This is a genomic window from Paenibacillus sp. FSL L8-0641, assembly GCF_038006265.1.
Taxonomy (GTDB): Bacteria; Bacillota; Bacilli; order Paenibacillales; family Paenibacillaceae; genus Paenibacillus; species Paenibacillus polymyxa_D.
In genome coordinates, this window is sequence record NZ_JBBOUW010000002.1 from 285,336 (window position 1) to 301,926 (window position 16,591).

At 51.9% G+C, this 16,591-nt stretch carries 1 protein-coding gene (running past one end of the window); it reads right to left on the reverse strand.

Annotated elements, in window-relative coordinates:
* Positions 1-16,591: part of a non-ribosomal peptide synthase/polyketide synthase coding region (locus MKY16_RS26025; protein ID WP_340957798.1), annotated on the reverse strand (this coding region is incomplete at its 5' end). 21,671 nt of the annotated region lie to the left of the window's left edge; the window shows 16,591 of its 38,262 annotated nt.

Sequence of the window (16,591 nt, forward strand, 5' to 3'; positions counted from 1 at the left end):
ACAGCCCGTGATGCTCCAGCATAACGCCCTTCGGCTGCCCTGTTGTACCCGATGTATAAATCACATACGCCAAATCATTTGGACCGGACCACGGCTCCAGGTTGGAACCATCCTCGTGATACACCGTTTGCGTTCCATCCAGCACCAGCACTTGGCCATCGATAACTGCTTTGTCCACCAGATGACTTTGTGTCAACAGTAGCTTCGCACCCGAGTCGTCCAGCATATAGCGGATACGCTCTTCCGGGTAGGTTGGATCGATGGGGACATATGCGCCTCCGGCTTTTAAAATCCCGAAGATGCCCACGATCATATCCACCGACCGCTCGGTCATCAGACCCACCAAACGATCCTTCGTCACGCCTTGACTGCGCAAGGTACGAGCCAGGCGATTGGCGCGTTCATTCAGCTCGCGATAAGTCAGCGTTTCTCCTTCAAAGAACAAGGCTGTCTGCTCCGGTGTCTGCGCCGTTTGCGTCTCGAACAAGCCATGGATCGTTTGCTCGCTTGCATAGGTTGCTGCTGTATTCCCCCAAACCTTAACGATTTGCTCACGCTCCTGCGCGGTTATCACATCCAGTTCATGTACACGGATGTTCGGATTCGCAGTCACCTGCTCCAGCAATTGCACCAGATGACCTCGAATTTGCTCTACGCTTTCCCGTTCAAAGGCCAGGGCATTATAGCCAAAGCTCATGTGAATGGTGTTCCCGGGCAGTACCACCAGGTTAAAGTCATAGTTGGTCTGCTCGACAGACTCGGCTCCGGTGATCGTGAAGCTGGACTCATCACCGCTGCCTAATTGCTCGATTTGTTCCTCGACCGGATAGTTCTCAAAAATAAGAATATGATTGATCAAATCCTGCTTAAGCTCCGACAGCCCCTGAATTTCATATAACGGATACGTATCATAGGCATGGGAAGCAATCGATTGCTCTTGGGTTTGCTTCATCACGTCAGAGAACACACTGTCCATTTGACTGCGGATACGCACCGGAATCGTATTGATAAACAGACCAATGATATGCTCCACATTCGGAATGTCTGCCGGACGTCCAGATACCACGCTGCCAAACACGACATCATCGGTGCCATTATATTTTTGCAGCAAAAGGCCCCAAACGGTCTGCATCAACGTATTGATCGTCACCTGATAACGCTTGGCTATGCGCTGAATACCAGTTGTTAGCTCCGCGCCCAAATCAAAATCCAGACGCTCAGTCTGATACCCTGTTTTGCCCTGGATTTTTGCCTGTGGCAAGCGGGACTGCTCCTCGTATCCTTCCAGAGCCTTGCTCCAGTAGCTCGATGCGGCCTGAAGATCCTGCTGCTCTAGCCATTCGATATATTGACTGTACGGCGTTACAGGGGCCAGTTCCGGTTGTTTATGGGCCAGGATCGCAAAATAACTCGCAAACACTTCGTTGGTCACCAGCGACAAGCACCAGCCATCCATCACGATATGATGGAAGCTCCATACAAAACGGTACGCATCCTCACCTGTGCGCAAAACAGCGACACGCATCAAAGCATCCTGCGCCAGATCAAAACCTCTTTGTTTGTCTTGGCGCGTAAATTCGAGCATGTACTCGTTTTGCTGCTCTTCCTCCCTATCCCGCAAATCCTCAACATACAGTTCGCTGCGCTTATTCCGGTACACGACCTGAAGCGGTTCATCCTGCCAGCCGCTGTAGAAGTTCGTACGCAGTACTGTATGCCGCTGCACCAAAACATCCAAACTGGCCGCAAAGGCAGCGATATTAAACTCTCCTCGCAGATCAAAGGAGGCCTGTTCAAAATAAGCTCCCGATTGCGAATCCATCAGATTGTAAAAGAGCATCCCCTTTTGCATCGGCGTCAGTGCGTATACATTTTCCAAATCACCGGTATGTGCCGCCTGTTTCGCAATTTGTTCCAGTTCTCTAGTCGTCAGACCTTTGAAGGATACATCACTCGGGGTCAGTTCCGGCTGTTCCTGAGCGACGCAATGCGTAATCACCTCTTGCAAAGCGGATTGCAGCAGTCCTGCCACACGTTCCAGCGTTTCTTTGCCATACTGCTTGCGGCTGTAAGCAATCGTCAAGCGCAGCGTGCCTTCCGAGATCATCGCGTTTAAATCCAGCGTATATTGCAGCGGTGAATGTGCATCCTCTGTCTCCCCTGCACTATAGGGTGACAATGCGATTCCACTGTTTTGTAGATCCTGATCGACCTGACCCAAATAGTTAAAGCTGATTTCCGGTTCTGCTGCAATCGTATGCGCTTCATCCGATGCAGACGCAGGAGACAAGTAGCGCCAAGTTCCATAGGTCAGCCCTTTATGTGGAATCCGGCGCAGACCTTCCTTCGTTTCTTTAATCCGCTGAGCCAGTGTCATTTCCTTGCCGGTCTCCAGCAGCACTGGATACAAGCTCGTAAACCAACCTACGGTACGTGTAATATCCACCTCTTGCAGGATCGCTTCCCGGCCATGGCCCTCCAGATTCACCAGTACCTGTCCTGCGCCTGTCCAATTGTGCACCGCCAGTCCCAGCGCGGTCAGCAGCAAATCATTGACCTCGGTGTTGTAGGCGCGATGGACCTGCTTTAACAGTTGCTGCGTTTCAGCTTCGGTCCACTCTACCGTCAGCACTTCGCTGTCTGCGTTTAAGGAGCCCTCGTAGGTAAAATCCTTAGGCAGCGGTGCGGCTTCCGCTTTGGCCTGTTCCAGCTGCTTCCAATAAACTTCATCCGAGGCAGCCTCAGGACGGTTGGCGTAAGACGACAACTCCCGTGCCCATGCTTGGAAGGAATCCGTTTTATAGGGCAATCGTACAGGCTCACCCTTGCTCGCCTGCTCGTAGCCTGTCGAGAAATCTTCGAACAGAATCCGCCACGACACTCCGTCCACCACCAAGTGGTGAATGGCGATTAGCAGATGGTCGCCTTCGGCTGTGCGGAACACTCCCAGCTTCACCAGCGGTCCTTCGGACAGGTGAATGCTGCTTTGAATTTCATTTACCTTCGCTTCCAGCGCTTCCGCATAGACTACTTGTTCACGGTAGTCTGCGGTTTCCAGCGTATACAACGCGCCTTCATCTACACCGCGTGTCCAAGCCTCGTAACCGGATGAAGTCTGACGGAATACCGTACGCAGCGCATCATGATGCTTCACGATGTGATCCATGACTTGGCGAATCGCCGTCTCATCAAAGCCCTCGGCACGATAGAGCATGACCGCCTGATTAAAGTGCTGCGGGCGCTCGCGCTCCTGCGCAAAGAACCAATGCTGGATCGGAAGTAGCGCGGTTTCCCCGCTTACTTCTCCTTGATCTGCCATACGGCTGACCTCATGCATATGCGGTGCCAGTGTTGCAACCGTTGGATACTGGAACAAATCCTTCATGTCCAGCTTATAGCCGGCCTGGAACGCACGCGATGCGATTTGGATGGCCTTGATGGAATCGCCGCCTAGATCAAAGAAATTGTCCAAAATACCGACTGTCTGCAGCCCCAGTACCGACTGCCAGACCGCTACCAGAGCGCGTTCTGGCGCGGTACGCGGCTCTGCATAATCCGTTCCGAATTGCAGACTGCCTTCTGGTGCTGGCAGGGCCTTGCGGTCAATTTTTCCATTTGGACTCAGCGGCATCTGCTCTAGCTGTACAAAGTACGATGGCACCATGTAGCTTGGCAGCTCCCGGCCCAGCTCACTCCTCAGCTCGCTGGCTCCTAGCTCTTGCCCCGCAACATAGTACGCCACCATTTGTTTTTGGCCCGTTTCATCTGCACGCGCCATGACAACCGCTTCGCGTACCGATTCCACTTGGAGCAGCTGCGATTCGACCTCGCCCAGCTCGATCCGGTACCCGCGGATTTTCACCTGATGGTCGATCCGGCCCAGATATTCAATGTTGCCGTCCGGCATCCATCTCGCCAAATCGCCGGTGCGATACATCCGTTCATACCCGGCTTCCCCTCCGGCAAACGGGTCTTTCACAAATTTCTCGGCCGTCAGCTCTGGACGGTTCAGATAACCTCGGGCTACGCCGACACCGCCGATACACAGCTCACCCGCAACCCCAATCGGCTGCATTTGTTCCGTGCCTTCCTTCACAATGTATAGACGAATATTCTGAATCGGTTTCCCGATGGGAATCACCGCATATTCCTCATCCGGCTCGCAATCGAAGTACGATACGTCCACCGTCGCTTCGGTTGGTCCATACAGGTTGATCAGCTTCGCTCCGGTCAGGCTCGACACGAGTCGTTGGAACCGGGCCACATGCTGTGGCGGTAAAGCTTCACCACTGACAAAGACATGGCGCAGCGTGCCCAGCTTCGCTTGCATCACTTCCCGAGGCTGCTGCTCCACGTACTCCAGAAACGCATGCAGCATAGCGGGTACAAAGTGCATCGTGGTTACGCCATCGCGGGCAATCGTGTCCACGATCTCTTCCGGGTTCTTTTCCCCGCCCACGGACAACAGGCTTACCTTCGAGCCGACCATTGACCACCAGAACAGCTCCCACACCGACACGTCGAACGTGAAGGCGGTCTTTTGCAGGATCGTATCCTCCGCACTCAAGCCGTAACGATCATGCATCCACAAAATCCGGTTCAGCACGGAATGATGCTCCACCATCACGCCCTTCGGTTTTCCTGTGGAGCCGGAGGTATAGATGACATAGGCTACATGATGCGGCCCAGCCAGTGGCTCCAAATTCGAACCGTCTTTGTGGTAAATGTCTTGGCCATCCTGCTCCTGACGATCCAGCACCAGCACCTGGCCGTCGAAACTCAGTGAGGCTTGCTCCGCCAGATGCGATTGCGTCAGCACCAGCTTCGCGCCCGAGTCCTCCAGCATAAAGCGGATGCGGTCGGCCGGATATTCCGGATCGATTGGCACATAGGCTCCGCCTGCCTTGAGGATCGCGTAGATGCCTACGATCATGTCCAGCGAGCGGTGGACCAGAATGCCCACAGGCTGATCTGGTTTAACCCCTTCCGCACGCATGGTGCGTGCGAGACGGTTGGCTCGCTCGTTCAGCTCCGCGTAGGTCAACGACTCCGCTCCGCGCAACACTGCCACTTGCTCCGGCGTGTTCGCTGCCTGCTGCTCAAACAGACTGCTTAACGTTTGATCCTGCGGATAGGCTACCGCCGTATCGCCCCAGACCTGAACGATCTGTGCCTGTTCTTGCGGGGTCACCAATGCCAGCTCATTCACACGGATATGTGGGTTGTCTACGATTTGTCCGATGACGTGGTTGATATGACCCTGGATACGATCCATTGCAGACCGGTTATACACCAGCGCATTGTATTCAAGCAGGATAGAGATATCTTCGTCAGGCACGACAATCAGGTTAAAATCGTAGTTGGTTTGCTCGGCAAGTGCCACATTGGCAATCGAGAAGCCTGTTTGTGCCTTTGTCTCGCCGGAACCGCCCATCTGCTTCATCTGCTGCCCAATCGGGTAGTTTTCAAAGACCATGATGTGATGAATCAGGTCTTGTTTTTGTTCAGTCCGTGCCTGAATATCGTAGAGCGGAAACGTATCATAGACACTGGAGGCCAAAGCCTGTTCCTGTGTACGCTGCAATACTTCAGCAAATGTAGCATCCGGTGCACTGCATATCCGTACCGGAATCGTGTTGATAAACAAACCGATCATGTTCTCTACGCCTGCAATTTCTGCCGGACGACCGGATACAACACTACCAAACACAACATCCTGATTATTATTGTATTTCTGTAAAATAACGCCCCAAACGCTCTGCAGCAATGTGTTAATCGTTACATGTTGTTGCTTGGCAATTCGGTTTAATGTGGCACTCCGTTCTTTACCCAACATAAATGGCAGCTTTTCCGAAACATAACCGGAATTTGAACTTCCACCGCTTCTATCTGTATCTTCATCGCGTTCTACTACAGAAGCTTGCACGTTCTCACTAGGCAACAAGGTTTGCTGCTCAAAACCTGCCAAATAGTCACTCCAATAACGGGTCGCTTCCTGTGCATCTTGATGTTCCAACCATTCGATATAGTCACTATACGGCTTGACAGGTGCGAGCTCTGGCTGCTTATTCTCCAGCATGGCAACATAGGCACCAAACGCTTCGTCTGTCATCAGCGACAGGCACCAGCCGTCCATCACAATATGATGGAAGCTCCATACAAAACGGTATGAGCTTTCACCCGTGCGGAAGACGGATACTCGCATAAGCGCATCCTTGCTTAGATCAAAGCCTCGAGCTTTATCTTGAACCACAAACTCAGCTACAGCATGTTCACGCCCTCTGACATCTTGATAATGGAAGCTCGGACTTTTATGACGATAGACGATTTGCAAGGGTTGTCCATGCCAGCCGCTGTAGAAATTCGTCCGTAATATAGCATGTCGACTAATCAGCAGCTTCAGACTTTCCTCGAATGTGGACGGTGCAAAATGGCCCTCCAGATCAAAGGTCGCCTGTTCAAAATACACGCCTGTTTCTGCATTCATCAGACTGTGGAACAGCATACCCTTTTGCATGGGGGTTAACGGATATACATTTTCCAATTCCCCAACCGTCTGGGTCTGCTCCTTAATCGTATCTAATTGCTCCATTGTCAGGCCTTTAAACAGCACATCACTTGGAGTCAATTCGGCCCGCTCCCGTGTGACACAATGCTCGATTATTTCAAGCAGATTGGATTTCAGCAGATTGGCCAGCATTTGGACCGTATCTTTACGGAAGGCTTTGCCGTTATACCGAATATCGAGTTCCAGAATGCCGTTCGTTACGATCCCGCTCACATCGAGCGCATATTTCATTTTCGTCCGGTCACTAACGGCCGATCCCATCGAGTAAGGAGACATACGGATATCGCTGTTTTGCAAGTCCTGATCCAGCTGTCCGAGGTAATTGAAGCTCACTTGCGGCTCGGCAAAAGCTTGATGTTGAGCGAGATGCAGTGCATCTGCTTGCTGACCCATGGCTTGGCCAGATTCACTCAAATATCTCCAAATTCCGTAGCCCATTCCTTGATTCGGAATATCACGCAGACTCTCTTTGACCTGTTTGATGCGTTCCGACAAAGCCTGATCACGACCGATGTCCAGCCATATCGGATATGGACTCGTAAACCAGCCTATGGTACGAGAAATGTCCGTATCCGGCAAAATGTTCTCACGTCCGTGTCCCTCTAAATGAATCAGACTGCGTTCATGACCCGTCCACGTATACAGCATCATGCCCAAAGCCGTCAGCAACAGATCGTTCACTTCCGTGTTATATGCGCGGTGTGCTTGCTTCAATAGTCTTTCTGTCTCTTCTTTCGTAAGCTTGACGACCACTGTATCTGTGTCAGCCAAAGTAAATGAGTCAGCCTGTGCTTGATCCTCAGGTAAACGAACTTGGTCAGCCAAAGCAGCTGCGTTCCATTGTTCCCAGTAGGCGTGTTCACTGTCCATGGCTGCGCTATTCGCATACTCGGAAAGTTTTTGTGACCAGGATCGGAAGGAATCCGTTTTGTCCGGTAACTGAAGCACCTCTTCATGGATGGCCTGTTCATAGGCAGTAGCCAAATCCTCAAACAAGATACGCCAGGATACCCCGTCCACCACCAAATGGTGAATCACCATCAGCAAATGATCGCCATCTACACAGTGGAACAAACCTGCTTTAAACAGCGGCCCTTCTTGCAGTTGGATACTGCTTTGAATTTCGGTAGCTTTCGCCTCCATTGCTACGCTGAGCATGGCTTCATCCGTTATATCCCTAAAGTCCAGCACGTCCAGCTGATACAGCTCGCCTTCCTGTATTCCGCGATTCCATGCTTGATAGCCTTGCGCGGTCTTGCTGAACACCATTCGCAAAGCATCATGATGCTTTGTCAGCTTGCCAAGCGCCTGACGCAGAGCCGACTCGTCAAACCCCTGCTCCCGGTGCAGCATCACCGCCTGATTAAAGTGATGCACGTCTACTTGCTCCTGCGCAAAGAACTCGTGCTGGATCGGAAGCAATGCCGTTTCTCCGCTTACTTCTCCCTGATCTGCCGTACGACTGACCTCGTGCATATGCGGTGCCAGGGTTGCGACGATGGGATAGCGGAACAAATCCTTCATGTCCAGCTTGTAGCCTACCTGGAACGCACGGGATACGATTTGAATCGCCTTGATCGAATCGCCACCCAGATCAAAGAAATTGTCCAACATACCGACGGTTGGCACACCCAGGACGGACTGCCAGACCGCTACAAGCGCTCGTTCCGGTGCAGTGCGCGGCTCTACATAATCCGCACCGCTGTGCAGATTGCCTTCCGGTGCTGGCAGGGACTTGCGGTCGATTTTACCGTTCGGTGTCAGCGGCATCTGCTCCAACCAGATGAAATACGACGGCATCATATAGCTTGGCAGTTCTTGTCCCAGCTCATGTCTCAGTTCACCGGCTCCAAGCTCTTGACTCGCGACGTAGTACGCTACTAGTTGTTTTTGGTCAGTTTCGTCCGCCCGAGCCATGATGACCGCTTCTCGTACCGACTCGACCTGCAACAGCTGCGATTCGATCTCACCCAGTTCGATCCGGTAGCCCCGGATTTTCACCTGATGGTCCATTCGCCCCAAATATTCAATGTTGCCGTCCGGCATCCATCTTGCCAAATCGCCTGTACGATACATCCGCTCATGGCCTGCCTTGCCACCAGCAAACGGATTATTTACAAATTTCTCAGCCGTCAGTTCTTCACGTTTCCAATATCCACGGGCCAAGCCTTCCCCGGCAATACATAACTCGCCCGGCACGCCGACGGGCTGCAATTCCCCATTCGCATTCATGATATAGATTTGGGTATTCGCAATCGGACGTCCTATATTAATTTCTTGGGCATGGGTCAGTTCCTGTACGGCTGACCACACCGTCGTTTCTGTAGGTCCGTACATGTTATAAATACGGGGACCGTTTATTGCTTGCAGTGCCGCGAGCAGCTTGGACGGAAGGGCTTCGCCCCCGACCATAATTGCCTTCACGCTTTGCAGCGCGCGCGAGCCTGCTTCATGACCCAACAGCATTTGTAACCGGGATGGTGTCATTTGCAACATCTCAATATGATGATGAGCAATCAAATCACCTAGTGCCTGAGGATTCACCTGATGCTGGCTGTCGCCAAGCACGACCGTCATTCCACCCAGCAGAGGCAAGATGGTTTCCAAGACAAAAATATCGAATGAAATGGTCGTCAGTGACAAAATGGTTTGGCTGGCTTCAAAGTCAATGACTTCGCGCATCCCTGTAATAAAATTGAGGACCGAGCGGTGCTGGAGCATAACTCCTTTCGGATTTCCAGTCGAACCAGACGTATAGATGACGTATGCCAAATGCTCTGGCTGAGCAACTGTCTCCAGGTTGCCGTTCTCTCCCTGATACAGTTCTTTATCCTCAAGTAATATTGCATTGGCGTGGCAATGATGCTCTTCCAACAGATCACGACTGGTCAGAAGCACTGTGGCCTCGCTATCTTCCAGCATGTATGCAATACGAGAGGACGGAAATTCGGGATCAATTGGCACATAAGCACCACCTGCTTTTAGAACGGCCAGCAGACCTACGATCATTTCCACTGAGCGATGCACCATCAGGCCGACCAGTTTGTCAGGTCCTACTCCCTGTGCTTGAAGTATGCGTGCCAATGAGTTGGCCCGTTCATTCAGTTCCCGATAAGTCAGACTCTGATGTCCAAACACCAATGCCACCTGGTCTGGCGTATATTCTACCTGCTCCTCGAACAGCTGATGGATCGTCTGTTTGCATGGGAATGCACAAGCGGTGTCATTAAATGCCGCTGTAATCTGTTGTTTTTCCGCTGCTGTGAGTAGTTCCAGCTCTTCAACCCGAATATGCGGGTTGAGCGAAATTTGCTCCAGCAGACGTGCAAAATGCCCATATAGACGCTCAATACCTGCTTGATCAAAGCTGAGCGTGTTATACATAAAACGAATTTTAATGCCTTCTCCCGGCATAACGACGACGTTCAGATCGTAGTTGGTTTCCTCTGTAGACACCACATTCGAAATTGTGAAGGGCTCCTTTCCTTCACTGCCCAACTGCTCTACCTGTTGCTCCACCGGATAATTTTCAAATATCATAATATGATTGATTAAATCCTGTTTCTGCTCGGTCAGCGCCTGAATTTCATACAGCGGGAACGCATCGTAGGCATTGGAAGCCAGCGCCTGCTGCTGGGTTCGTTTCATCAGCTCGACAAAGGTTTCGCCTTGTTCAGACTGCACACGCACTGGAATCGTATTAATAAATAGCCCGATCATGTGCTCTACACCTGGAATATCCCCTGGGCGGCCAGACACAACGCTGCCGAACACAACATCCGAACTATTGTTATATTTTTGCAACAAGACGCCCCATACCGTCTGAATCAGTGTGTTGATCGTGACCTGATTTTGCTTCGCCACCCGTTCAATCTGGGCAACCAGCTCTGTCTGGAATTCGCAATCCAGATCTTCAGCGATATATTCCCCGACGTGCATCGATTTAGGCTGTGTTTTTTGCTGAGGAAGCGTAATTTGCTGCTCATAGTCCGCCAAATACCCACTCCAGTATTGCAAGGCTGCCTCACGGTCCTGACGTTCCAGCCATTCAATAAATCGACTGAACGGCGTGACTGGCTCCAGTACTGGCTCCCCTCCCGCACGCAGTGCCAGATAGCTACCGAATACCTCCTGTGTCATAAAGGACAAGCACCAGCCATCCATCAAAATGTGATGGAAGCTCCAGATAAAGTGATACGTTTCATCCCCGGTTTGCAGGATGGAGATACGAATGAGTGCGCCCTCTGCGAGTTTGAATCCTTTCGCTTTATCGGCAAGGGTAAAAGCTTCAACTTGAGCTTTTCGTTCTTCTTTTTCCAGTCCGCGGAGGTCTTCATAGTATAATTGTCCGCTACGATTGCGGAAAACGACCTGTACAGGCTCATCCTTCCAGGAGTTGATAAAGTTCGTCCGCAATGCCTCATGACGCTGCACGAGCAGATCAAAGCTTTTACCGAAAGTAACCACATCAAAACGCCCGTTCAACTCAAAGGTGGCCTGCTCAAAATAAGCTGCCGAATTTTCATCCATCAGGCTGTAGAAGAGCATCCCCTTTTGCATCGGCGTCAAGGCATACACATTTTCCAGCTCGCCCAGATCTCGCGTATCTTCCACCAATTGCTCCAGCTCGTCCAGCGTGATGTTTTTTAGCAGAACATCACTTGGGGTCAGCACCGTTCTTTCTTGGGCAACACAGTGATGAATCACCTCACGCAAGCTGGATGCCAGCAGCTCTCCAAGCCGTTCAATCGTTTCATGACGGAACTGCGTTGTGCCGTAGCGAATCGTGAACATCAACTCGCCATCTTCGATCACTCCATTGATATCCAGCGCAAAATCCATAGTCGCGTTCGTGCTGACAGGCACACCGATAGAATAGGCGGAAGGCTGTAGATCATTGCCTTTATAATCCTGATCGAATTGGCCCAAATAGTTAAAACTGATCTCAGGCTGAGCCTGTAACTGCACGCCTGCTTTCTCCAGCATGTTCATATCTGACAGGTATCGTAAAATACCATAGCCGATGCCTTTTTGCGGAATATGACGCAGCCCTTCCTTGATCCTTTTGATCAGACGAGCGGTATGTCCCCCTTGTCCCAAACTTCCATCCAGTACAACCGGGAACTGGCTCGTAAACCAGCCGACCGTGCGCGTAATATCCACATCCGGTACAATGGCTTCCCGTCCATGGCCCTCCAGATTGACCAGCACCCGTTCGGAACCAGACCAGTCATAGACTGCTTTTCCGAGCGCAGCCAGCAACAGGTCATTCATTTCCGTGTTGTACGCGCGATGAGCTTGTTTGAGCAGCTGCTCGGTTTCCTGCTTCGTCCAGCGGACCGTCACAACCTCACTGTCTCCAAGCAGAGCATTGTCATTTGCAAAATCCTTCGGCAAAGGCTTCGCAAGGCTAGCTTCTGCTTGTTCGATATGCTGCCAGTAAGCAAGCTCCCGCTCCATCGTCGCACTGCTGGCATAGGCTGACAGCTGTTTGGCCCATACCTGGAATGAATCTGTTTTATGCGGCAGTCGGATCGCTGTGCCGGTTTGACCTGCAACAGCCTGCTCATAACCGGATGCCAAATCTTCCAGTAAAATACGCCACGATACACCGTCCACAACCAAATGATGAATGACGATTAGCAAATGGTCGCCCTCAGCGCAGTGGAACAGACCAAGCTTCACAAGTGGACCATTGCCCAAATGAATGCTGGCTTGAATTTCACTCGCCTTGGCTTCAACAGCGGTGGATTCGTCTTCCACTGCGCTGAAATCTACAATATCCAGCATGTATAGCTCGCCTTCCGCTACACTGCGGTTCCAAGCAACATAACCCTGCTCCGTCTCACGGAATACCGTGCGCAATGCGTCATGATGCTGGACCATACGGTCCATCGTACGGCGCAGCGCGTCGATATCAAAGCGCCCAGCTCGGTACAGCATCATCGCCTGGTTGCTGTGGTGCAGGTCGGCCGGCTGCTGCTCGAAGAACCATCGCTGAATAGGTGTCAGTTCTACCGGGCCTACTGCCTCTTCCTGACTGGCCATCTTGCCATCTGTACGAAGCAAAGGACTGAGTGCCGCTACCGTCGGATTACTGAAGAGATCCTTCATGTTCAATCGATAACCTGCTTGCAGCAATCGGGACGAGACTTGCAAGGCTTTGATCGAATCGCCACCCAGCTCGAAGAAGTTATCCTGCGTGCCTACGGCTTCCACGCCCAGCACCCCAGCCCATACCGCAGCCAGTACTTGCTCCACCTTGGTACGCGGGGCTACATAGGCTGCTCCTGTATGGATGCTGCCTTCTGGCTCCGGCAAAGCCTTGCGGTCGATTTTGCCGTTGCTGGTCAGCGGGATGGTCTCCAGTCGCATCAGACGTGCAGGCATCATGTGCGCTGGCAACCCGGCTTCCAGCGCTGTCTGTACCTCCTCGATCCGCAGCTCGGCTTCCCCCGTCATGTATCCGCACAAATATTTGTGTCCACGCTCATCCGTCCGGTCGATGACTACGGCTTGACGCACACCCGGCACCTGCTGGATAGCCGTTTCAATCTCGCCCAGCTCAATCCGGTATCCCCGGATTTTGACCTGGTAGTCCATCCGGCCGATAAAGTCCACATTACCGTCCGGCATCCACCGCGCCAAATCGCCTGTGCGATACAAACGTTCCCCCGGCACGTATGGGTTCACTACGAATTTCTCGGCGGTCAAGTCCGCACGGTTCAGGTACCCCCGTGCCACGCCAGCACCGCCAATGCACAGCTCGCCCAGTACACCGATCGGCACCGGATTCAGCTGGCTGTCCACGATGTAGAAGCGTGCGTTCAGCCACGCTTGACCAATCGGCACATGGCCGCTGCTTGGCAGCTTCGACAGCTCTTCGTCATAGAAGCTGGAGTCAATCGCCGCTTCGGTGACGCCGTAGCTGTTCATGATGCGGATATCTGCGCCAAACCGTTCTTGCAGCACCCGGTAGTCCGTCACGCTGCAGCTATCCGAGCTGGTGATCAGCAGTTCCATGCTGCTCATGTCCAGTCCCTGTTCATGCACATGCTGCATAAACGGTACGATCAAGGCCGGAGTCGATTCGAACACCGTGATTTGGTAATCGCGAATCCATCCGTACAGACGGCTTGGATCAATGCGATCATCTTTCGGACAGATGACCATCGTCCCCCCGTTATAAAGCGTCCGCGCGATATCCCCGACGAATACGTCGAAGGAGAAGCTGGCCAGTTGCAGCAGTCGCACCGGGAACTGGTTCAGACGGTAATCCCGGCGATACGCCGCAGCCGTATTCACCAAGCTGCGATGTTCGATCATGACGCCCTTCGGACGTCCGGTTGTCCCAGACGTATAGATCACATATGCCAAATCGTGCGGTTCATTGATCGGTTCGATATCCGTGGCATCCCCGGTATACAACGACTCATCGTCCAATGCCAATACGGTATGCAGACGCAGCCCTGTTGCCGGTTCGGATGCTTCTTCGTTGTCAGAATTCGAATCTAATTTCAAGCTCACGCCTTCATTCAGGTTGTCTCTTTCCATCGTTTCAGCGCCAGCCGCTGTTTCCAGTTCGCCCTCCGCCTGTCCGACCAAGACCTGCCCGCTTTCCCCCAGCCATGCTTGTGCACGCTCCTGCAGACCGATTTGCGTTAGCAGCACTGTCGCACCGCTGTCCTCGAGCATAAAGCGGATCCGTTCGGACGGATAATCTGCATCTAACGGTACATATGCACCTCCGGCTTTCCACACCGCCAATACGCCGACCATCATGTCCACCGAGCGCTCGCTCAAAATACCAACAATGGATTCGCGCCCAATGCCCTCAATCCGCAATCGGCGGGCAAGCTGGTTCGCACGCTCGTTCAGCTCGCGATACGTAAGCTGCCGCTCCTCGTATACCACTGCCACGTGATCCGGCACAAGCTGCGCTTGTTCTTCCACATAGGCATGGAACAACAATTCAGATTCTTTTTCGTCACTCCATGCAGATACGCCTACTGATCCAAAACCATCGATGATTTTTGCTTTTTCCGCAGCAGTCACCAGCTCCAACTCATCTACCAGCGCATCTGGTCTGTTAATCGCTTCTTCAATCATATGCAGCAAATGCTCGCGGATTTGCTCGACAGCTGCACGTTCAAACACCAGCGCGTTGAATTCCAAATGAATGTCTATTTCATCGCCTGGCACAACCGTAATGTTAAAATCATAATTCGTTTGCTCTGACATTGAAGCATTAACAATCGTAAAACCGTTCGTGTCACGGCTCCCCATGTGCTCTATACGCTGTTCCACCGGATAGTTTTCAAACACCATAATATGGTTCACCAGGTCCTGTTTCTGCTCAGTCAGGGCCTGAATTTCATACAACGGATAGGTTTCATAGGCACGGGAAGCCAGTGCCTGCTCCTGTATCTGCTTCATTAACGCAGCAAACGTCATATCTTTCTCACTGTGAACTCGTACAGGAACCGTATTAATGAACAAACCAATCATTTTATCGATGCCCGGAATATCCGCTGATCTGCCGGATACGACACTGCCAAATACAACATCCCGACTGTTGTTATACCGTTGCAGCACAACGCCCCACGCTGCTTGCAGAAGGGTATTGACCGTTACTTGCTTCTGCTTAACCAGCTTGTTCATCCGTTCCGTCACTTCGTGGCCCAGTGTAAACGAAAGCTTGTCCGCTTCATATTCTTTAGCGTGACTGTCCAGCTGTTTTACCTGCGGTAATACGGTCTGCTGCTCAAAGCCAGCAAAATAATCACTCCAGAACCGTTCAGCCTCCACGTTGTCCTGCCGATCCAGCCATTCAATGTATTCGCTGTATGGTGTTACCGGAGCGAGCTCCGGCTTGCGGTCTTCGAGGATGGCAAAGTACGTATTAAATGCTTCCCCTACAACAAGGAACAAGCACCAACCGTCCATCAAAATATGATGGAAGCTCCACACAAAACGATACGACTCCTCGCCTGTACGTAAAATAGACACCCGCATCAGCTCGCCTGAGCTGAAATGAAAGCCTTCGGCTTTGTCGCGCTCAGCAAAATCAGCAATATATGCGTCCTGCTCACCTTGTTCCATCGAACGTACATCTTCAAAACGGAACCCGGCGTGCTTGTGACGGTACACCACCTGTAAAGGCTGCTCATTCCATCCGCTATAAAAATTCGTTCTGAATATTTGATGGCGATCCACCAGCTGATTTAGGCTTTCGGCAAAAGCCTCCACTTGAAAGCTGCCTTGCAGATCAAATGTCGCCTGCTCAAAGTACGCCCCAGATTGCGGCTCCATTAAGCCGTGGAACAGAATGCCTTTTTGCATGGGTGTGAGCGAATAAATGTTTTCCAGTTCTCCCGCAGCAGCCGTCTGCTCTACAATATGATCCAGCTCTCCAGCCGTCAGTCCTTGGAAGGACAAGTCGCTTGGTGTCAGCTCCGGCAACTCTTTGCCCACACAGTGAGCCAATACCTCACGCAAGCTCTCTTGAAGCAGATCAGCCAGCTTTTTGATTGATTTTTTCATAAACATTTTGTTGCTGTAGCTGATCGTCAGTTCCAGTGCACCGTCCGTGATCATGCCGTTGATATCCAGAGCATACCGCTTGGTCAACGTGTCACTCATGGAAGCTCCGATGGAATAAGGAGACATGCGGAACGCATTATTCTTTAAATCCTGATCGAATTGTCCGAGATAGTTAAAGCTGATTTCTGGCTCGGCAACAAAAGCTGCTTCTCCTTCACCGCTAGCAAGATATCTCAAAATCCCGTATCCAATCCCTTTATGCGGCAAACGGCGCAGCCCTTCTTTGACGTTCTTGACACGCCGTCCTACATTCCGGTCCTCGTCCATATCAAGTACAACCGGGAATTGGCTGGTAAACCAACCGACCGTGCGCGTAATATCCATATCCGGCAAAATGGCTTCCCGTCCATGACCCTCCAGATTTACAAGCACCTGACGGATGCCCGCCCACTCCTGAATTGCAGTGCCCAGAGCTGTCAG